Genomic DNA, 21,348 nt, shown 5'->3' on the forward strand with positions numbered 1-21,348 from the left:
GATCAGTTGGCCGCGGTCTTGCGGTCAGCCTCGAGCAGATAGCGCTCGCGCTGATAAGCCAGGTAGTACTTGTTGACGCTGTTGACGTACGCCACCACGCCCATGCCAACGGTTTCCATGGCGATACGCTCGACCTGAAAGAACCACTGATCTGGGTTCAGGCCGCGCCGACGGGCTTCGGCGCGCATGCTCTGCACCCGCTGCGGACCGAGGTTGTAGGCGGCGAGAATGAACGCCATGCGCTCACGCTCGTTCAGACGCGGACTGGCAAAAAAGTTGCGACGGATGTTCGCCAGATACTTCGCACTGGCCTGCACATTGTTGTCCAGCTGCTGGATGTTGCTGACACCCATCGCACGCGCCGTGGCCGGGGTCACCTGCATCAGCCCGGTGGCACCGCCGGCACCCCGCGCTGCCGGATTCAAGGTGGACTCCTTGAACGCCAGCGCAGCGAGGTTCAGCCAGTCCAGCTCGATCTGCTCGGCATAGCGCTGCAGGGTCGGACGAACCTTCTCCAGACGCTGGCGGCCCACTCGGTCGAGTGGGTACTGGACCTTGTACAGACGCCGGTAGACGCGCTCGAAGGCGGCATCCTGGTTGTCTGGCAGGTCGTAATCCTTGAGAAAGCGATCGGCGCTGGCGCGCAGCATGCTGGCGTCGTTACGCACGAACCAGTGCATGCTGGCCTTGTCGCCCAGACTCAGGTGCTGCTCGATGCGCAGCTTCGGCATGACCTTGGCCCAACGCTCGGCGATGGTCTGCTCGACGACGGTCGCCGGATAGACGCCGGCCTGCACCATCTCCAGCACATCTTCGACAGCCAGCGTGGGGTCGACCCACTCGGCGACAATGGGTGCCAGCTTACGCTCCATGAGTTGCTTGTTCAGCCGCGCCAGTGCCGGCCCTGCGGCGCTGCCCGGCGGCAAGGCAAGACTGCGCCCGGACAGCTGGTCCAGTCGCTGATAGCGCGGACCGCCCTGGCGGCCGACCAGCACCAATGACACGTCGCTGACTACCGGCCGGCTACGGCTGACGCCTTTCATGCCCGTCAGCGGCAGCAATTCGCCGGGCGCCACCAGATCGCCCTCGCCGCGCTGCAGCGCGCCAAGCAACTGATCCTTGGCCTTGGGAATGATTTTCAGGGTAATCGGCCGGGCGGATGCAGCATTGCGATTCAGGTACTGCGTGAAGGCCCGCAGCCGCGCGTACTCGACGCCAATCGCTTCGCCTTTCACCTCACCGGAGCTGTTCCGGCTCTGATTGACCAGCACGCGCAGTACGCCACTACGGCGAATTTCGGCCAGATCACGTACCTTGTCGTTCGCTTGCCAGGCTTCCGGGCCCGCCACACGCGCAGTCGCCACCGTTGGCACCAGAGCCAGCAGCAGGCAGAACATGAGTGGCAGCAATCGTGGCATCGGGATGCACCGGTCTGTGGACGCAGAGAACGCTGGCGCGGTGCTCCCTGCCCGCAAAAGGTGGCAAAGGTTCTCACAGGTTGATTAATTCCGCCAGTTTACCCTCCAAACCGGTTTAGCTATAACGTTTATATTATTGATTTATATAGTTTTTAATTTAGAGGTAGCCATGCAGCTTATCGACATCGGGGTCAATCTGAGCCATCCGACATTCGCCTCCAGCGCCTCTGCGGTCGTCGAGCGCGCCAGAGCGGCCGGCGTCGTGCAGATGGTGCTTACCGGCACCAGCCTCGAAGAAAGCGAAGCTGCTCTCAAGCTCTGCCGCCAACTGGACGACGCCCACCGGCATCTGTTCAGCACCGCGGGTGTGCATCCGCATGATGCGAGCCAGTGGACGACTGACAGCGCCAGCCAGTTACGCGGCCTGCTTGCGGAGCCCGAGGTACGTGCGGTCGGCGAATGCGGCCTGGACTTCAACCGCGACTTTTCACCACGACCGCTACAGGAACGCGCGCTGGAGGAGCAGTTGCAACTCGCCGTCGAACTGCAGTTGCCGGTCTTTCTGCACGAACGCGACGCCAGCGACCGGCTGCTAGCGATTCTGCGACCGTTCCGAGACCACCTCCCTGCAGCGGTGGTGCACTGTTTCACCGGTGAGAAACAGGCGCTGTACGGCTATCTCGACCTGGACCTGCATATCGGCATCACCGGTTGGATATGCGACGAGCGCCGCGGCTCCCATCTGCATCCGCTGGTCAAGGACATCCGCGCGGGTCGCCTGATGCTCGAAAGCGACGCGCCGTACCTGCTGCCGCGCACCCTGCGGCCGAAACCGAAGAGCGGCCAGAACGAACCGGCTTACCTGGTAGAAGTACTGCGCGAAGTCGCGCTTCATCGCGGCGAGAGTGAAACCTCGCTGGCGGCTCACACCACGCGCTGTGCGCGCGCGTTCTTCGGCCTGCCGGACCTCGACTGAGTCACAGAAATTTCTCAAGCTCTGCTTTACGCGGCCGTTAAGAGTTCAGCCGCGGTGCAAGCAAGCGTTCCACCACGTGCGGGCAACCTCCTATAGAAGAAGAGCAGTCATGGCCATTTGGATTCGCGATCTGTCGCTCAAGTACAAGTTCTGGGCGCTGAACATGGTGACGTTCGTCATCGCGCTGCTGCTGGTGCTTTACGCCGTGCAGCTGGAGCAAAGCGCCCGTAGCGCCGACGCCGTCGCAGCAGCGCAGGCGCGTGCGTCGCTGCTGGCGAGTTGGCCGGCCGCCGCTGGGTTGCCGCAGGCTACGGACCTGGTCGTGTTTCCGGCAGGTCAGCGCGCCGCTGTCGAGGGTCAGGCCGTCGCCGAAAGCGGCTGGACCGCCCTCGCCCACGACCGCCTGTTCGCCAGCAATCCCGTGGTCGGCGCGCAACTGGTCTCCGCGCCGAATGGCCAGAAGCTGGCTGTGCTGGCCCGCGCGCCCAGCGCCGTTCAGGTACTGAGCCAGCACTTTTTCAGCTATGCCGTTGCGGTTGCCGTGCTGATGCTCGGAGTTCTCGGCGCATCGCAGCTGCTTATCCGTTTCCTGCTCAGCCACCTCAATACGCTCAAGGACGTGATGCTGCACGTCGAGCGCAGCGGCGACCTGCAGGCACGGGTACCGTTGGACAGCCGTGACGAGGTCGGGCAGATGGCCAACGCGTTCAACGCCATGCAGGGCGGCTATCAACGCGTGGTCAGCACCGTCGCCCAGGCGGCCGCGCGCCTCGACGAGGGCGCCAGCCGCCTCGCCACGAGCATGAACGACGTGCACAAGGGCATGCGTGGTCAACAGGGTGAAACCGACCAGGCAGCCACGGCGATCAACGAGATGAGCGCCACGGTGCATCAGATTGCCGAGCATGCGCGCGAAACCCGCGATCAATCGCAGAACGCCGACCGCCTCGCTGGCGACGGCCACCGGGTCGTCGGCCGGGTGGAAAAGTCCATCTCCAGCCTTTCCCAGGGCGTGCAGCAGACCGGCGAGATGATCGAGCAGCTTGCCGCAGACAGTCAGAAGATCAATGGCGTCGTCAACGTCATCCACAGCATCGCCGAACAGACCAACCTGCTGGCGCTCAACGCCGCCATCGAAGCAGCTCGCGCCGGTGAGCAGGGCCGTGGATTCGCCGTCGTCGCCGATGAGGTGCGCAACCTCGCCAAGCGTGTGCAGAGCTCCACCGACGAGATCACCCAGATGATCTCCGGTCTGCAGGCGATGACTCGCGATGCCGTGGAGTTCATGCAGGAGAGCTCGCTCAAGGCCGATGACTGCGTGCGCGAGGCGCATGAAGCGGCGCAGGCACTCGAAGCCATCGCCGATGCGGTGGCGCAGATGCGCGAAAGCAATACCCAGATCGCCGTTGCCGCCGAGCAGCAGAGCCAGGTTGCCGAAGAGCTCAATCGCTCGGTTACCGGCATCCGCGACGTCACGGAACGCACCGTGGAGCAGACCGTATACTCGGCCAGCACCAGTACCGAACTGGCAGCGCTGTCCACCGATCTGAGCCGAGCCATCGGCCAGCTCAAGCTCTAGGTTCCTGTCAATGCGGCGTTGCACTCGTGCAACGTCCTCCCGCGCTCGAAAAGCACGCACGGCCTCGAGCGCAGCCCCAAAACGGGGCAAATTCCAGTCACCACCCTTCCCCACAAGGCCTGCAGCGCGCGATTTCCGTGCATTGGCACCGCTCTTGCTTTGCATAGCGAAGAAAGCTGCTGCACCTGCAAGACAATTTGAAATAGCCGACTAGGGTTCCGACTCGCCAACGCGAGTGGCTGGTCCGAGAGTTGGCGACCTCCAGCGAGGTTACACGGCGGGATAAAAGCCCGGGAGACAGCGTGATTGCACGCAGCTCCTGCGCTATTCCCAACACTGGAGGGTTTGTCATGTGCCCGCTCGAAACGGCTTCGCCGTTCTCCGCCCCGCCTTGCGCCAGGGTCTCTGCTGCACCCGATCCTCACAGTACTGCGCCTGTTGCCGCGACCTTCGCTCGGGGTATCTGCCCATGCGTCTGATCAACCGCACCCCCGGACGCAGCGGCTGGTGGGCACTGGCGATTCTGCCCTTCGCCCTGTTGCTGGCGCTGTACCTGACCCACTCGGCCCAGCGCCTGGAACTCAACCCCAACGACAAGCTGCTGCCCAGCTTCGCCCAGATGGGCGCGGCCATCGAACGCCTCGCCTTCACCCCGGACAAACGCTCCGGCGACTTCCTCTTCTGGCAGGACACCGCCTCCAGCCTCAAGCGCCTCGGCACCGGACTTGCCATCGCAGCAGTGGCCGGCCTGTGCCTCGGTATCGTTGCCGGCACCCTGCCGCTGTTCAGCGCGCCGCTTTCGCCGCTGCTGACCGTGCTGTCGATGGTGCCACCGCTGGCGATCCTGCCGATCCTCTTCATCGTCTTCGGCCTGGGCGAGCTGTCCAAGGTGATGCTGATCGTCATCGGCATAACACCAATCCTGGCCCGCGACCTGGAGCAGCGTGCTCGCGAGATTCCCCGCGAGCTGCTGATCAAGGCGCAGACCCTCGGTGCCAACACCTGGACGCTGATCCTGCGCCTGGTCTTGCCGCAGCTGATGCCGCGCCTGCTGATCAGCCTGCGCCTGGTGCTCGGTTCGGCCTGGCTGTTCCTCATCGCCGCCGAAGCCATCGCCTCCACCGATGGCCTGGGCTACCGCATCTTTCTCGTGCGCCGCTACATGGCGATGGACGTGATCCTGCCTTATGTCGCCTGGATCACCCTGCTGGCCTGGCTCATGGACTACCTGCTGCGGCGCCTGACCCAGCTGCTGTTTCCCTGGTACGAAGGAGCCAAGGCATGAACGAGAACAACGCGAAGGTGCCCGTGGCCGCACAGCCGAACCAATGCACAACGCAACCAGGGACTCGCATGGGCGGCGACCCCAGCTCCTTCATTCAGGTGAACAACGTCTGGCGGCAGTATGGCGATCAGGTCGTGCTGGAGCGGCTTAACCTGAACATCGCCGAGGGCGAGTTCTGCACCCTGGTCGGTGCCTCCGGTTGCGGCAAATCCACCTTCCTGCGGCTGCTGCTCGGCCAGGAGGCGCCCAGCCGTGGCGAGATCCTGCTCGATGGGCAGCCGCTGGCCAACGAACCGGATGCCAGCCGCGGTGTGGTCTTTCAGCGCTACTCGGTATTTCCGCACCTGACGGTGCTGGACAACGTCGCCCTCGGCCTGGAACTGCCGCGCGCGCCGCTGTTCGGCCGTCTGCTCGGACGCCGCAAGCGCGATGCCCGCGAGCAGGCCGCGCAGATGCTGCACAAGGTCGGCCTCGGCCATGCGCTGGGCAAGTACCCGGCGCAGCTGTCCGGCGGCATGCAACAGCGCCTGGCCATCGCCCAGGCGCTGATCATGAAGCCCCGCGTGCTGTTGCTCGACGAGCCCTTCGGTGCGCTCGACCCGGGCATCCGCAAGGACATGCATGCCCTGCTGCTGGAGCTGTGGCGGGAAACCCGGCTGACGGTGTTCATGGTCACCCATGACCTGTCGGAAGGCTTCACCCTCGGCAGCCGCATCCTGGTCTTCGACAAGCCGCGCATCGATCCCCACGCCCCGGGTGCCTATGGCGCACGGGTGACCTACGACATTCCGCTGCATGAGGGCCGCCACGCGGCCGGTGCGGCCGCTCCCCTGCCGGCCACCCTCAGCGAGAAATTCCGAACTGCCTACCAAGGAGCCTGACATGAGCGCTTCACTCGCGATCCGCCCCACGCTGTACGAGGAAACCGTTCCCGGCGGCGGCCACACCTCCTTCGTCCTCAAGCGCGGCCAACTGCTGCGCCTGACCGACCTGGAAGGCGGTGCCAACGTCAGCCTGATGCTGCTCAATGCCCAGGAGAAGAGCGAACGGCTGAACCTGCCGGACACCCTCAAGTGCCAGCACACCGCCAAGCTCACCGCCGGGCATTGTTTGTACTCGGACATGGGCCGCGTGCTTGCCGCCATCACCGCCGACACCTGCGGCTGGCACGACAGCTTCGGCGGCGTGCTCAACGCCAATGAAGTCGCCGAGAAGTACGGCATCGGCCGCTATCAGGAACTGCGCAACGGCTTCTTCCGCAACGGCACCGACAACCTCTTGGTGGAAATGGGCAAGTGGAACCTGAACCTGCAGGACCTGCTCATGGTGCTCAATCTGTTCAGCCGGGTGGACGTCACCGCCGACGGCACCTTTGCCTTTCACAGCGGCAATAGCGAACCTGGCGACTACATCGAGCTGTACGCGCCGATGGACACCCTGGTGATCCTCACCGCCTTGCAACACCCGCTGGACCCCAACCCCGTATACGCACCCAAGCCCGTGCAACTCAGCTGGCACAAGGTCGAGAGCGACGGCATCAGCGTGCTCTGCCGCACTTCGCGCCCGGAGAACGGACGCGGCTTCCACAACACCGAACGACTCTACATCTGAGGAGGTTGCCGACATGACCCTCGTAGAAAGCAGCCTGCATCCGGAAACCGCCAGCTTCCGCCACCTGATTCCGGCCGGCGAGCCGTACCTGCTCGAAGTGAAGGCCGGGCAGACCCTGCGCCTGCTGGATGTCGAGGGCAATCAGGCCATCGACACGCTGTTCTTCAGCGCGAAGAACCCGCGCGAACGCTTCGACCCACAGCGCACCCTGCGCCGGCAGAACAAGGTCTACCTCACCGCCGGCACGGTGCTCTATTCCAACCTCGGCAACCCGTTGCTGACCATCGTCGCCGACACCTGCGGCCGCCACGACACCCTCGGCGGCGCCTGCGCCCAGGAGAGCAACGTGGTGCGCTATGCCCTGGACAAACGCTACATGCATAGCTGTCGCGACAACTTCCTGCGCGCCAGCCTGCACGACGGCCGGCTGGAGAAGCGTGACATCGGCGCCAACATCAACTTTTTCATGAACGTGCCGGTGACGCCCGAGGGCGGGCTGACCTTCGAAGACGGCCTTTCCGCACCGGGCAAGTACGTGGAGCTGCGCGCGGAGACAGACGTGATCGTGCTGATCTCCAACTGCCCGCAACTGAACAACCCCTGCAACGGCTGGAACCCGACGCCCGCCGAGGTGCTGGTGTGGGACTGATGGCGCTGTTACGACGCCACCTGCTGCCGCTGCTGCAGGCGCGCGCCGGGCAGCGGCCCGAGCTGCCGACAGCGAAGCAACCCTCCCCAACCACGGACGGCCGTGGCGCAGATGAATAAAGGCGGGACGGCCCGCCAGCCCTTCGAGGGTTACTGAACATGTTCGACAAACTTCTGATCGCCAACCGCGGCGCCATTGCCTGCCGCATCCTGCGTACGCTGCGCGCCCTGGATGTGAAAGGCGTGGCGGTGTATTCCGAGGCCGACGCCGCCAGCCTGCATATCCAGCAGGCCGACGAGGCCCACAGCCTGGGCGAAGGCCCGGCAGCGCAGACCTATCTGGTGGTGGAGAAGATTCTCCGCATCGCCCGGGAAACCGGCGCGAAAGCCATTCACCCCGGCTACGGCTTTCTCTCCGAGAACGCCGCCTTTGCCGAAGCCTGTGAAGCCGCCGGCATCGCCTTCGTCGGCCCGACGCCGGAACAGCTGCGGGTGTTTGGCCTCAAGCACACCGCCCGCGCCCTGGCCAAGCAGCACGGCGTGCCGATGCTGGAAGGCACCGAGCTGCTCGACAGCCTCGCCGATGCTCTCGGCGCGGCCGATCAGGTCGGCTACCCGGTGATGCTGAAAAGCACCGCCGGCGGCGGCGGCATCGGCATGCGCGTGTGCCGCTCGCCCGAAGAGCTGAGCGAAGCCTTCGAAGCGGTCAAGCGCCTCGGACAGAACAATTTCAGCGACTCGGGCGTGTTCATCGAGAAATACATCGAACGCGCCCGCCATCTGGAAGTGCAGGTGTTTGGCGACGGTGCCGGCGAAGTGCTAGCCCTCGGCGTGCGCGACTGCTCGGTGCAGCGGCGCAACCAGAAGGTACTGGAGGAAACCCCCGCGCCAAACCTGCCGACCGGCATGGCCGAGGCGCTGTGCGAAGCGGCGATCAAGCTGGCCAAGGCGGTCAACTACCGCAGCGCCGGCACCGTGGAGTTCGTCTACGACGCCGAAGCCCAGCGTTTCTACTTCCTCGAGGTGAACACCCGCCTGCAGGTCGAGCACGGCGTCACCGAGCAGGTCTGGGGCGTCGATCTGGTGCGCTGGATGATCGAGCTGGCCGCCGGCGACCTGTCGCCGCTGACGGAGCTGAGCGAGACGCTGAAGCCGAGCGGCCACGCGATCCAGGCGCGCGTCTACGCCGAGGACCCGGGCCGTGACTTCCAGCCGAGCCCGGGCCTGTTGACCGCCGTGGCCTTCCCGGCCGCCGACGGCAAGAGCCTGCGCATCGACACCTGGGTCGAGGCCGGCTGCGAGATCCCGCCGTATTTCGACCCGATGATCGCCAAGGTCATCAGCTGGGCGCCGAGCCGTGAACAGGCCCGCGTCGCGCTGGACGCCGCCCTCGGCGACACCCTGCTCTACGGCGTGGAGACCAACCGCGACTACCTGCGCCAGATCCTCGGCTTTGCGCCCTTCGCCCTCGGCACGCCCTGGACCCGCTGCCTGGAAGGTCTGCGCTATTCGGCCAACACCTTCGAGGTCATCAGCGCCGGCACCCAGACCACCGTGCAGGACTTCCCCGGTCGCCTCGGCTACTGGGCGGTGGGCGTGCCGCCGTCCGGCCCGATGGACAGCCGCGCGCTGCGCCTGGGCAACGCCCTTTTGGGCAACCCCGAGGACGCCGCCGGGCTGGAAATCACCATGAGCGGACCGATCCTGCGCTTCAACACCGACGCGGTGGTGGCGGTGACCGGCGCCGCGATCCCCGTGAAGCTCGATGACGTCGCGCAGCCGATGAACACCGCCATTCTGGTCAAGGCCGGCAGCACCCTGACCATCGGGACCATCGCCGGCGCCGGTGCCCGCGCGTATCTGGCCGTGCGCGGCGGCGTGCAGGTGCCGGAGTATCTGGGCAGTAAGAGCACCTTTACCCTCGGCCAGTTCGGCGGTCACGGCGGCCGCGCCCTGCGTGCCGGCGACGTGCTGCGCCTGGCACCGCTGAGCGACTCGTCGGCCGGCGCCAGGCTCGCCGCCGAGCTGTGCAGCGCCCTGCCGGCGGTGCGCGAGCTGCGGGTGATCTACGGTCCGCACGGCGCGCCGGAGTATTTCACCGAAGGCTATATCGAGCGCTTCTTCGCCACCGACTGGGAAGTGCACTTCAACTCCAGCCGCACCGGCGTGCGTCTCATAGGTCCGAAGCCCGAATGGGTGCGCGAAAGCGGCGGCGAGGCTGGTCTGCATCCATCCAATATCCACGACAATCCTTACGCCATCGGCGCGGTGGACTTCACTGGCGACATGCCGGTGATCCTGGGGCCGGACGGCCCGAGCCTGGGCGGCTTCGTCTGCCCGGTGACCATCATCGAGGCCGACCTGTGGCAGCTCGGGCAGCTTAAGGCAGGGGATAAGGTGCGCTTTGTCCCGGTGGATATCGCCACAGCGCGGGAGCTGGCAAGAGCCCGGTGCGAAGAGTGCGCGCTTGTCTCCCCTCTCCCTCCGGGAGAGGGGCCGGGGCGGCCCGCGATCGGGGTGAGGGCTGTTTCAACCGACAGCAAAAACCCCTCACCCCAGCCCTCTCCTGGGGGGAGAGGGGGCATTTACACGCAGTCTGCGGAATATGCGCTCACCTCCCCCATCGTCCTCGACCTTGGCCAGGACGATACCCGTCTGGTCGCCCGCCTCGCTGGCGATACCCATCTGCTGCTGGAGATCGGCCAGCCGGAACTGGACCTGGTGCTGCGCTTCCGCGGTCATGCGCTGATGCAAGCCCTCGAAGCCAAGCAACTGGACGGCGTCATCGACCTCACACCCGGCATCCGTTCGCTGCAAGTCCACTACCAGCCGGAAACCCTGCCACTCGACGACCTGCTTGAGACCGTCACCGGGCTGTGGGGCGCGGTGTGCGCCGCGCAGGACCTGAAGGTGCCGTCGCGCATCGTCCACCTGCCGCTGTCCTGGGACGATCCGGCCTGCACGCTTGCCATCGAGAAGTACATGACCACGGTGCGCAAGGACGCGCCCTGGTGCCCGAGCAACCTGGAGTTCATCCGCCGGATCAACGATCTGCCCAACCTCGACGAGGTGTACCGCACGGTGTTCGAGGCCAGCTATCTGGTGATGGGCCTGGGCGACGTCTACCTCGGCGCACCAGTGGCCACCCCGCTGGACCCGCGCCACCGGCTGGTCACCACCAAGTACAACCCGGCCCGCACCTGGACCGCGGAAAACTCGGTGGGCATCGGTGGCGCCTACATGTGCGTCTACGGCATGGAAGGCCCGGGCGGCTATCAGTTCGTCGGCCGCACGCTGCAGATGTGGAACCGCTACCGCGCGGTCGAGGCGTTCGGCGGCCAGCCCTGGCTGCTGCGCTTCTTCGACCAGATCCGCTTCTTCCCGGTAAGCGCCGAAGAACTCTTGGAGATTCGTCGCGATTTTCCCCTGGGACGCTACCCGCTGAGGATCGAGGATACCGAGCTGTGCCTCTCGGACTACCAGCAATTTCTCGCCAGGGAAGCCGACAGCATCGAGGCTTTCCGCAGCCAGCAGCGCGCCGCCTTCGACGCCGAACGCCAGCGCTGGATCGAATCCGGCCAGGCGCATTTCGAGAGCGAGGAAGTGGCGGCCGATCTCGGTGAAGACACGCCGCTTGGCGCCGGTGAGCATGGCATCGAAAGCCATATCGCCGGCAACCTCTGGCAGGTCTCGGTGGCCGAGGGCGACCGAGTCGAGCCCGGTGACGTGCTGGTGATTCTCGAGAGCATGAAGATGGAGATCCCCCTCACCGCACCGGTCGCCGGGTTGGTGAGGGAGGTCCGCGTCCAGCCCGGTTCGCCGGTACGTGCCGGCCAGCGGGTCGTGGTGATCGAGGAGGTTTGAGAGCCGTGGTCTTTGACCGCCATTCCCCCTCACCCCAGCCCTCTCCCTCAGGGAGAGGGGGCCGGTTCGACGCGGGTACGGGGTCCGGACGTCGACGCAGCTCTTGCATTGGCATCAACCACGCGCCGAGCTCCCAGCGCCTGCGATACGAAAGCAACGCCGGACCACAAGACTACCAGCAACACCGAACCACCCCCTCGCCCCTTTGGGGAGAGGGCTGGGGTGAGGGGAAAGGGCCGCTAGCCAGCCCCGAATCCCGACTGCTCGAACAGACCAGGCCCGCTACAGAGGAAGCCAACCATGACGACCCATTTCGATCTGCGCCTCGACACGCTGCGCACTGCCTATGAAGCCGGCATCGCTGCCCCGCGTCAGCTGATCCACGACCTGCGCGCCAAGGCCGACGAATTGAACGGCGAGTTCAACGCCTTTATCCACCTGCTGAGCATCGAGGAACTCGAACCTTTCCTCGCAGCCCTGGATAACAAAACCTCCGCCGAACTCCCGCTTTACGGCATCCCTTTTGCGATCAAGGACAACATCGACCTGGCCGGCATTCCTACCACCGCCGCCTGCCCGGCCTTCGCCTACACACCTGAAACCAGCGCCACCATCGTCGAGCAACTGATTGCGCTGGGTGCAATACCACTCGGCAAGACCAACCTCGATCAGTTCGCCACCGGGCTCAACGGCACCCGTTCGCCCTATGGCGAGTGCCGCAACAGCCTGCATCCCGACTACCCTTCCGGTGGCTCCAGCGCCGGCTCATCCCTAGCCGTGGCGCTGGGCCTGTGCACCTTTGCGCTGGGCACCGACACCGCCGGCTCCGGCCGCGTGCCGGCGGCACTGAACAATCTGGTGGGCCTTAAAGCCAGCAAGGGCCTGATCTCCACCGCCGGCGTGGTGCCGGCCTGTCGCACGCTGGATTGCGTGACCTTCTTCACTGCCAGCGCCGCCGAAGCCAGTCAGCTGCTCGCGCTCACGGCCAAGCTCGATCCGCGTGACGAATACAGCCGCGCCAACCCACTGTGGAACGACGGCTCAGCCTTCGGCCAGGTGAAATCCTTTCGCTTCGGTGTGCCGAAGCAGCTCGAATTCCTCGGCTGCCCGGAAAGTCCGGCGCTGTTCGCCGCCACCGTCGACCAGCTCAAGGCAATAGGTGGCGAGCCGGTGGAAGTGGACTTTTCGCCGTTCCTCGAAGCCGCGCGCCTGCTCTATGAAGGCCCCTGGGTCGCCGAACGCTACAGCGTGGCCGGCGCGCTGATCGAACAGCAACCCGACGCCGTGCTGCCGGTAATAAAGGCCGTTCTGGAGAAAGCCCCCGGCACCACCGCCGTACAGCTGTTCCAGGCGCAATACCGCCTGCAGCAACTCAAGGCCACCTGCGACCGGATCATGGCCGAGGTCGATTGCGTACTCACACCAGCCTACCCACGCCCGGTCACCCTCGCCGAGCTGCATGCCGAGCCGGTCAAGCGCAACTCGGATCTGGGCTACTACACCAACTTCATGAACATGCTGGACTACGCCGCCGTGGCCATACCCGCTGGCGTGATGGGGAACAAGCTGCCCTGGGGCGTGACGCTGTTCGGCCGGGTGTTCACCGATCAGTACCTGCTGAGCCTGGCCGACGCCCTACAGCGCCAGACCGCGCTGAAGCTGATCGGCGGCAACGCCCTCGACACGCCGGCCCCACAGAACCCGGCGCGCAACGACCGCGCCCGTATCGTCGTCTGCGGAGCGCACCTGGACGGCCTGCCGCTGAACTGGCAGCTAAGGCAGCGCGGCGCACGCCTACTCGAAGCCACCCGCAGCGCGCCGGACTACCAGCTCTACGCCCTGGCCGGCGGCCCGGTGTTGCGCCCAGGGATGGTGCGCGTCGCCGAAGGTGGCTCGGCGATCGCCGTTGAGGTCTGGGACATCCCCAGCAGCGAGTTGGGCTCCTTTCTCACCGGCATCCCCGCACCGCTCGGCCTGGGCAAGGTGCAGCTCGAAGATGGCCGCTGGGAAACCGGCTTCATTTGCGAACCCTGCGGCCTGGAAGGCGCGCAGGACATCACCGGCTTCGGCGGCTGGCGCGCCTACCTGCAGAGCCAATAGCCGACACCGTAGGTTGGTCGAGGAGTGTAGGTTGGGTTGAGGAGCGCAGCGACGAAGCCCAACATGGTCATATACCCAACCCAGTTGGGCTTCGCTGCGCTCAGCGCCAACCTACCGGGCGCCCTTGGTGCATCGGAACCGCATGGGCACGGCCGAGGCATGTAGGCGTAGGTTGGGTCGGGGCGCGCAGCCTGAGGAGTGCAACGACGAAGCCCAACACGTTCATATAACCGCCCCCGTTGGGCTTCGCTGCGCTCAGCGCCGACCTACCGCGGGGTCGAGCGTTCGTACAACAGCTCTTCACGATCCGGAACATCCGTTCGGCGCTGTCCTCCCATGCAATACCCGGCCAATTTCGGCCTCGGCTGCATAGAAGGAGGACCGCCATGCGTATCACCCTGCCACGCATCGGCCTCGGCGGCGCGCCGCTGGGCAACATGTTCCACCCGATCAGCGAAGAAACCGCCGACGCCACGCTCAATGCCGCGTGGGACGCCGGTTTCCGCTACTACGACGTATCCCCGCATTACGGCGCCGGCCTCGCCGAGGCGCGCTTCGGCCGCCTGCTCAGCCACAAGCCGCGCGACGAATTCGTGCTGAGCAGCAAGGTCGGCCGCCTGCTGCGCCCGGCCGAGCAGCCGGAAAACGCCAAGCCTTTCGTCGACGAACTGCCCAACCAGCGCGTGCCGGACTATTCCGCCGACGGTGCGCGCCGCTCCATCGAAGACAGCCTCAAGCGCATGGGCGTCGAGCGCCTCGACGTGGTGTTCATCCACGACGTCTCCGAAGACCAGTGGGGCCCGCAGTGGCGCGATTACTTCCAGCAGGCCATGGACGGCGCGGCCAAAGCCCTCACGCAATTGCGCGACGAAGGCACGATCCGCGGCTGGGGCCTGGGCGTCAATTTGGTCGAACCGTGCCGCATGGCTCTGGAGCAGAGCGATCCGGACCTGTTCCTGCTGGCGGGACGCTATTCGCTGCTGGAGCACGACGAAGCGCTGGATACGCTCTTCCCGACCTGCCGCGAGCGCGGCGTCGGCATCGTCGTCGGCGGGCCGTTCAATTCGGGCGTGCTGGCTGGCGGCGATCACTATGAATACGACCGCATTCCGCCTGACGTCAGCGAACGCAAGCGGCGGCTGGAAGCCATCGCCGAGCGCTGCGGGGTCGACCTGCGTGTCGCCGCCCTGCACTTCTGCCTGGCCAACCCGGTGGTGGCTTCGGTCATCCCCGGTACGGCGAACCCCGAACGGCCGCAGCAATACATGGATTACTTCAATGCCCAGGTGCCCGCCGAGTTCTGGCGTACCCTGGTCGACGAAGGCCTGTTGCGCGCGGACGTGCCACTACCCGCCTGAAACCACGACCGGGCCGCGGCGCCCTGCGACGCGACCCGACCGGCAGAACCGGCACCATCGCGGCGCATCCCACCCCATTTGTGCGCACGCGAGGCGTTCTCCGGGCGCACCGCCAAACTGCCACGCGGTATCCAACCGCCTGAATCCCAACGACAAATTCCGAAAAGGCAAAAATGGCACGCAACCTGCTCTGCTGCAGGTGAACGGGATGAGTCGCCTCCGGCACTCATGACGCTAGTGGCCTGTGCGGTGAGTTGGTTGAGGCAAGTTCGGATGACCATGGTTCCGAGACAAGGCGCTGCGACGAGTCATAGCGGGCTATGGCGAGAAGCAGCAACACAGTCGCGGGGTCATGGGCGCCGAAATTGACCAGCTGAACTTACCAAACAGGCCACTGGGCACAATCAGGAGCAATTTCAAGGAGAACTAGGGTTCCGGCTCACAGGGAGTGGGCGCTGGTCCGAGAGTTCTCCGGTCCCAGGGACGGGACTACACGGAGGGATAAAAGCCCGGGAGACGCGATGTCATCCCGTGCCTGTCATTCCAATGTGTAGGGAAATCACGCCATGTCCACACTGCGCTCGCTGAACAAGACCCTCCTCGCTGCCGGCCTGGCCGTCGCGACATTGTTTTCACCGCTGGCCAGCCAGGCTGCCGATAAGCTGAAGATCGGCACCGTGGTCTGGGCCGGCTATGGCCCCTTCTACGTCGCCGACAAGCTCGACCTGTTCAAGCCCCACGACCTGGACGTGGAGCTGCAGTTCTTCAACGATCCGGCGCTGATTCCCACCGCCATGGTCAGCCGCGCACTGGACGGCGGCATGCTCACCTACGATCAGGTGGTGGCCTCGGTCGCCAAGGGCCTCAAGCACCGGGTGGTGATGCCCATCGACTTCTCCAACGGCGGTGACGCCATCGTCGCCGACGCCTCGATCCAGTCGGTCGCCGACTTCAAGGGCAAGAAGGTCGGCTTCAATCCGCTGTCACCCTCGGACTTCCTGCTCGCCTACGCGCTGCAGCAGAACGGCATGAGCGACCAGGACATCGACGCCGTCAACATGACCCCGGAAGGCATCCCCGGCGCCATGGCCTCGGGCAACCTGCCGGTCGGCGTGACCTACGAGCCCAACGTCTCGCAAATCCTCTCCATGGGCGGCGGCGACAAGTTCAAGGTGGTCTATTCGTCCAAGGACGCACCGGGGCTGATCACCGACGTGCTGGTCTTCGACGAGGCGGTGATCGCCAGGAAGCCCGCCGCCATCAAGGCGATGATCCAGGGCTACATGGACGGCCTGGCCTACATGCAGGCGCACCCCGAGGAGTCGGCTGAGATCATCGGCGAGGTGCTCGGCGTCAGCGCCGAGGAGGCGGTGGAGCAGATGGCCGGCGCCTACAACATCCCGCTCGCCGAGATGGGCAAGAGCTTCGCGCCCGGTGAAGACACCCATTCCTTCCATGGCAGCGGCGCGATCATCGCCAAGCTGCTCAAGGACAACGGGCAGATCCCGACCATCCCCGATTTCAGCCAGACCTACGACGCCCAGTTCACCGAAGCGCTCGCCCAGCAAGCCGACGCCGGGCGGGCCATCGCCCGCCTGTGCTGGAGAAGACCATGACTGCCAAACCCCTGTACCGCTACGCCGATGGACGCCTGCCCAATACCCTGGCGATCCTCTACACCGCGCTCGCCTACGGCGGCGGTCTGGCCCTGCTGTTCGCCGGTAACGGCTGGCTGAACGCGCTGGGCACGTTGTTGCTGGCCCACGGCATGATCATCGCCGCCTACCTGATCCACGAATTCGCCCATGGCGCCATTTTCAGCGTGCCCAGGCACAACGAATGGGCCGGCAATGTCTGCAGCTGGCTGTGCGGCAGTTGCTACGCCGAGTTCCAGGACCTGCGCAAGAAGCACATGCGCCACCACGTCGACCGCGCCGACGTGATCACCTTCGACAGCAAGGCCTTCCTCAGGGCGCGCCCGCTGTGGTTGCAGAAGCTGGTGCTGACGCTGGAATGGGCCTATGTGCCGGCGGTGGAACTGATCATGCACTTCTACGTGATCGCCCTGCCCTTCATCACCGACAACGACAAGCACCGCGCCCGCCGCGGCAAGGTCGCCGCGGTGCTGGCCATTCGCACGCTGCTCTTCGCCGGGCTCGCCGCGCTCTCGCTCAAGGCCGTGCTGCTCTACGCCGTGGCCTGGATGATCATGCTCAGCGTGCTGCGCTTCGCCGATGCCTATCAGCACACCTACGAGGCCTTCGCCGTGCTGGAAGATGGCGGCAAGCTGCCGGAGGACAAGCGCCGCGACCGCAGCTACGAGCAGCAGAACACCTACAGCAACGTGGTTTCCGAACGCTGGCCGGCGCTGAACCTGCTGCTGCTCAACTTTTCCTTCCACAACGCCCACCACGAGAAGCCCGTGGCGCCCTGGTACCGCCTGCCCAGGCTGCATGCCGAGCTGTACGGCAGTACCTACAACCAGGTCATCCCGATGCGCAAGCTGCTCGGCAGTTTCCACCGCTACCGCGTACGCCGCGTGCTGGACGATGACTACGGCGTAGTCAGCGAAGGGCCGAACAAGGCCGACCACTTCTACGGCGCCGTGGGCGTCTCCTTCCTGACGGCGGTGTGACATGCACAAGGCACTGGATTACCGCGGCCGCTGCGTGGTCATCACCGGCGCCGCCGGCGGCATCGGTCGCGGCCTGGCGCAGAGTTTCGCCGCGGCCGGCGCCACCCTGGAACTGCTCGACCGCGACGCCGACGCCCTCGCCCGGCTTGCCGACGAACTCGCTGGCGAGACGTCGCTGCACTGCACCGCGCTGGACCTGGGCGATCGGCAGGCGGTGCAGCAGTACGCCGATGACCTCGCCTGCCGTGGGCTCAATGCCGATGTACTGATCAACAACGCCGGCGTCGAGTACGCCACGCCGCTGGGCGAGTGCAGCTTCGAGGCCGATCAGCGCTGGTCGGCCCTGCTGGAGAACAACGTCGGCTCCATGCAGCGCCTGACCCGCGCGCTGCTGCCACGCCTGCGCGCCGGCGCCAGCGTGATCAACCAGGCCTCGATCTGGGGGCTGAAAGGCGTGCCGGGCTTTTCCGCCTATGTCGCCAGCAAGCACGCGGTGGTCGGCCTGACCCGCTCGCTGGCCTGGGAACTGGGCCCGCGGCGCATCCGGGTGAACGCGGTGTGCCCCGGCTGGATCGGCACCGATGCGGCCATGCGCTCGCTGCAGGTGATGGCCGACGCCAACGGCCGCAGCGACAGCGCCGAGCTGGCGGCGATCCTCGCCAACCAGGCCATCCCGGAGTTGCTGACACCGGCCGACCTGGGCGGCACCTTCCTGTTTCTCGGCTCGCCACTGGCCGCCGCCCTGACCGGCCAGGCGCTGTCGGTCAGCCATGGCGAGGTGATGCACTGATGGCTGCCATCTTCACCGGCCAGACCGCCCTGGTCACCGGCGCGGCAACCGGTATCGGCCGCGCCACCGCGCTCGCGCTGGCCGCCGAAGGCGCGCGGGTCTGGATCAACCATCGCGACCAACACAACCTGGCGGAACAATTGCTCGAGCAGATCATCGCCAACGGCGGCGCCGCCTGGGCCATCGAGGCCGATGTCAGCGATCCGGCCGCGGTCGCGGCAATGTTCGAGACCATCGAGGCGCAAGGGCCGCTGGATCTGCTGGTCAACAACGCCGGGGTGATCCTGGAAAAGCCCTTTCTCGAGACCAGCGAGGCGGACTGGGCAAGGGTGCTGGGCGTCGACCTCGGCGGCGTCTACCGCTGCTGCCGTCATGCACTGGCGCGGATGCAGCCACGGCGCAGCGGCGCCATCGTCAATGTCGCCTCGGACCTCGGGTTTCTCGGCCGCGAACAGTACGTCGTCTACTGCACGGCCAAGGCCGGGGTGATCGGCCTCACCCGTTCGCTCGCGCGCGAATTCGCTGCCGACGGCATCCGCATCAATGGCGTCGCACCAGGCCCCATCGCCACGGCGATGGTCAGCCCGGAGCACATGAGCGATGAGTGGATGGCCAAGGAGCTGGCGATCCCCATGGCGCGCCTGGGCACGCCGGAGGAAGTCGCGGCGGCCATCGTCTTTCTGCTTTCGCCGCAGGCGAGCTACTTCACCGGACAACTGCTCGGGCCCAACGGCGGCTCCTGGATGGGCGCATGAACAGCCTGATGCCACAGGGCATGCTGATCGGCGGCGCCATCATGTGGGGCCTGGGCTGGCTGCCGCTGCAGTTCTTCGCCGCGCGCGGCCTGGCCGGCATGCCGCTGGTGCTGCTGACCTATTCGCTGCTCAGCCTGCTGGCGCTGCCGGTGCTCTGGCAGCAGCGCCGGGAGTGGGCGAGCCAGTATCGCCAGGTACTCACCATGGGCCTGTGCGGCGGCTGGGCCACCGCGGCACTGGTCACCGCCCTGGCTGACGGCAACGTGGTGCGGGTCATGCTGCTGTTCTACCTGGCGCCGGTGTGGGCGATGGTCGGCGGCTGGCTGCTGCTGGGCGAACGCCTCAGCGGCACACGGCTGTTCGCCCTGGGGCTGGCGATGCTGGGCATCGGCCTGACCCTCGGCGTCACGGGCGAAGCCCTGGACGCGCCGGGCGCGAACGACTGGCTGGCGCTTTCCGCCGGCCTCGCCTTCAGCCTCAACAACCTCGCCACTCGTGCCGCCGACCGGGTGCCGCTGGCGAGCAAGGCGCTGGTCAGCTTCGTCGGCAGCGCGCTGCTCGGTGGGCTGTTCTGCCTGCTGCTGCGCCAGCCACTTCCGCCCCTGGATCTGACCCTGAGCTGGCAGATCGCCCTGCTCGCCCTCGGCTGGCTGGTCAGCATGGCCGCCGTGCAGTACGGCCTGACTCATCTGGAAGCCGGCCGCGCCGCGGTGCTGGTGGTGTTCGAGCTGATCGCCGCAGTGCTGTCCTCGGCCTGGTTCGGCAGCCACGCCATCGGCCCGAACGAATGGCTCGGCGCCGCCCTGATCACCACCGCCACGCTGATCGCCGGCTGGCCGGAACGTCCCCTTTCAATCGCGACAAGGAGCACCTGCGCATGACCGTGCACATGGATCAACTGAGCTGGGTCGATTACGAACGCCGCGTGCGCGAGGGCACCGTGGTCTTCCTGCCCTGCGGCGCCACCGAGCAGCATGGCCCGCACCTGCCGCTGGGCACCGACGCGCTGCTGGCCAGCGCCATCAGCGCCGAGGTGGCGGCGCAGGTCGGCGGGCTGGTCGCCCCTGCGCTGTCATACGGCTATAAGTCGCAACCCAAATGCGGCGGCGGCCAGCACTTCTGCGGCACCACCAGTCTGGATGGTGCGACCTTGAGCGCCCTGGTGCGCGACGCCGTGCGTGAGTTCCATCGCCACGGTGTGCGCCGCCTGGTTCTGGTGCTCGGCCATTACGAGAACCAGTGGTTCGTCGCCGAGGGCATCCAGCTGGCGCTGCGCGACCTCGGGCCGAACGCCGGGCTGGAGGTGATGCGACTGGAGCACTGGGATTTCTGCCACGAGCAGACCCTGACCGACATCTTCCCGGAAGGCTTCCCCGGTTTCGCGCTGGAGCATGCCGCGGTGATCGAGACCTCGCTGATGCTGCATTTCCATCCGCAACTGGTCGCGCTGGAAAAGATCCCCGACGACGCCCCGGCCGACTTTCCACCCTACGACATGTACCCCACCCGTACCGAATGGGTGCCGCCCTCCGGGGTGCTGTCCTCGGCCAGAGGCTCCAGCGCGGCGAAAGGCCAGCGGCTGGCCCACGACATCGTCGAAGGCATCGCCGCCGCGGTGTGCAAGGAGTTTGCCCTGTGAGCCTGACGACGAACCCGCTGTTCCTCGAGCATACGGCGTTGCTGGTGATCGACATGCAGCGCGACTTCTGCGCGCTGGGCGGATACGCCGACCAGGCCGGCATGGACGTCAGCCGCCTGCGCGCGCCGATCCCGGCGATCCAGGCGCTGCTGGATCGCGCGCGCGGCGTGGGCATGCTGGTGGTGCACACCCGTGAAGGCCATCGACCGGATCTTTCCGACCTGCCCGAGCCCAAACGCCGCCGCGCCCAGGCCACCGGCGCTCCCATCGGCAGCCCCGGCCCCCTCGGCCGTCTGCTGGTGCGCGGCGAATTCGGTCATGACCTGATCGACGAGCTGCAACCGCGCGCCGGCGAGCCGGTGATCGACAAGCCGGGCTACAGCGCCTTCGCCCATACCGATCTGGAACTGATCCTGCGCCGCCGCGGTATCGAGCGGCTGATCCTGACCGGCGTGACCACCGAGGTCTGCGTGGCCTCGACGCTGCGCCAGGCCATCGACCTTGGCTTCGACTGCCTGACCGTCCGTGACGCCTGCGCCTCGGCCGACCCGCAACTGCATGCGGCTGCGCTGGCGATGATCGGGGTGGAAGGCGGCCTGTTCGGCAGCGTGATCGACAGCCATCGGCTGCTGAGCCAGCTGGAGGGATCGCCATGACCCCCCGGCCTGATCGCGTCCGAAGCACGTCATT

17 protein-coding genes and 2 riboswitches are annotated in these 21,348 nt (G+C 66.2%); of the genes, 16 read left to right on the forward strand and 1 reads right to left on the reverse strand.

The genetic code is table 11. The features are described 5' to 3' along the window. Nucleotides 1–2: 2 nt before the first annotated feature. Nucleotides 3–1,418 carry a transglycosylase SLT domain-containing protein gene (locus P5704_002655; protein ID WOF79423.1) on the reverse strand — a complete coding sequence of 472 codons (1,416 nt, stop codon included), beginning with the start codon at nt 1,416–1,418 and terminating at the stop codon, nt 3–5. 169 nt (nt 1,419–1,587) lie between these two features. On the opposite strand from P5704_002655, the gene P5704_002660 reads away from it, so the two are divergent. The 16 genes from P5704_002660 (at nt 1,588) to P5704_002735 (ending at nt 21,314) form a co-directional block, all read left to right on the forward strand. Next, entirely contained in the window at nt 1,588–2,394 is an 807-nt protein-coding gene (locus tag P5704_002660; protein WOF79424.1) for a TatD family hydrolase, read from the forward strand. Between the two features lie 109 nt (nt 2,395–2,503). Further along, entirely contained in the window at nt 2,504–3,973 is a 1,470-nt protein-coding gene (locus P5704_002665) for a methyl-accepting chemotaxis protein (protein WOF79425.1), read from the forward strand. A gap of 199 nt (nt 3,974–4,172) precedes the next feature. Beyond that, nucleotides 4,173–4,272: riboswitch (guanidine-I (ykkC/yxkD leader) on the forward strand. Between the two features lie 170 nt (nt 4,273–4,442). Beyond that, complete coding sequence (locus P5704_002670; GenBank protein WOF79426.1) at nt 4,443–5,258, forward strand: ABC transporter permease; 816 nt, start codon at nt 4,443–4,445, stop codon at nt 5,256–5,258. Between the two features lie 68 nt (nt 5,259–5,326). After that, on the forward strand, nt 5,327–6,139 hold the full coding sequence (locus P5704_002675; GenBank protein ID WOF81153.1) for an ABC transporter ATP-binding protein: 813 nt from the start codon (nt 5,327–5,329) through the stop codon (nt 6,137–6,139). Nucleotide 6,140: 1 nt separating this feature from the next. Further along, a complete protein-coding gene (locus P5704_002680) occupies nt 6,141–6,869 on the forward strand; it encodes an urea carboxylase-associated family protein (protein ID WOF79427.1) in 729 nt (242 codons plus the stop codon). Nucleotides 6,870–6,882: 13 nt separating this feature from the next. Continuing rightward, nucleotides 6,883–7,518 (forward strand): urea carboxylase-associated family protein, encoded by a 636-nt coding sequence (locus tag P5704_002685; protein ID WOF79428.1) that lies wholly within the window; start codon nt 6,883–6,885, stop codon nt 7,516–7,518. A 158-nt stretch (nt 7,519–7,676) separates the two neighbouring features. Further along, nucleotides 7,677–11,381, forward strand: a complete 3,705-nt coding sequence (gene uca, locus P5704_002690) for an urea carboxylase (protein ID WOF79429.1) — start codon at nt 7,677–7,679, stop codon at nt 11,379–11,381. A 300-nt stretch (nt 11,382–11,681) separates the two neighbouring features. Continuing rightward, nucleotides 11,682–13,481, forward strand: a complete 1,800-nt coding sequence (gene atzF, locus P5704_002695) for an allophanate hydrolase (GenBank protein WOF79430.1) — start codon at nt 11,682–11,684, stop codon at nt 13,479–13,481. Between the two features lie 386 nt (nt 13,482–13,867). Next, the gene (locus tag P5704_002700) at nt 13,868–14,839 is read left to right on the forward strand and encodes an aldo/keto reductase (GenBank protein WOF79431.1); all 972 of its coding nucleotides are present in this window, start codon (nt 13,868–13,870) and stop codon (nt 14,837–14,839) included. Between the two features lie 415 nt (nt 14,840–15,254). Further along, nucleotides 15,255–15,357: riboswitch (guanidine-I (ykkC/yxkD leader) on the forward strand. 48 nt (nt 15,358–15,405) lie between these two features. Then, the gene (locus P5704_002705; protein WOF79432.1) at nt 15,406–16,455 is read left to right on the forward strand and encodes an ABC transporter substrate-binding protein; all 1,050 of its coding nucleotides are present in this window, start codon (nt 15,406–15,408) and stop codon (nt 16,453–16,455) included. Further along, a complete protein-coding gene (locus tag P5704_002710) occupies nt 16,452–17,474 on the forward strand; it encodes a fatty acid desaturase (protein WOF79433.1) in 1,023 nt (340 codons plus the stop codon). Before P5704_002705 ends, P5704_002710 begins: the two co-directional genes overlap by 4 nt. 1 nt (nt 17,475) lies before the next feature. After that, nucleotides 17,476–18,264 (forward strand): SDR family oxidoreductase, encoded by a 789-nt coding sequence (locus P5704_002715; GenBank protein ID WOF79434.1) that lies wholly within the window; start codon nt 17,476–17,478, stop codon nt 18,262–18,264. Further along, entirely contained in the window at nt 18,264–19,019 is a 756-nt protein-coding gene (locus tag P5704_002720; protein ID WOF79435.1) for a 3-oxoacyl-ACP reductase family protein, read from the forward strand. The genes P5704_002715 and P5704_002720 overlap by 1 nt, the downstream gene beginning before the upstream one ends. Then, nucleotides 19,016–19,900 (forward strand): DMT family transporter, encoded by an 885-nt coding sequence (locus P5704_002725; GenBank protein ID WOF79436.1) that lies wholly within the window; start codon nt 19,016–19,018, stop codon nt 19,898–19,900. The genes P5704_002720 and P5704_002725 overlap by 4 nt, the downstream gene beginning before the upstream one ends. After that, on the forward strand, nt 19,897–20,658 hold the full coding sequence (locus tag P5704_002730; GenBank protein WOF79437.1) for a creatininase: 762 nt from the start codon (nt 19,897–19,899) through the stop codon (nt 20,656–20,658). The genes P5704_002725 and P5704_002730 overlap by 4 nt, the downstream gene beginning before the upstream one ends. Then, nucleotides 20,655–21,314 (forward strand): isochorismatase family cysteine hydrolase, encoded by a 660-nt coding sequence (locus P5704_002735; GenBank protein ID WOF79438.1) that lies wholly within the window; start codon nt 20,655–20,657, stop codon nt 21,312–21,314. The genes P5704_002730 and P5704_002735 overlap by 4 nt, the downstream gene beginning before the upstream one ends. Nucleotides 21,315–21,348 lie beyond the last annotated feature (34 nt).

The organism is Pseudomonas sp. FeN3W (assembly GCA_030263805.2).
Taxonomy (GTDB): domain Bacteria; phylum Pseudomonadota; class Gammaproteobacteria; order Pseudomonadales; family Pseudomonadaceae; genus Stutzerimonas; species Stutzerimonas stutzeri_G.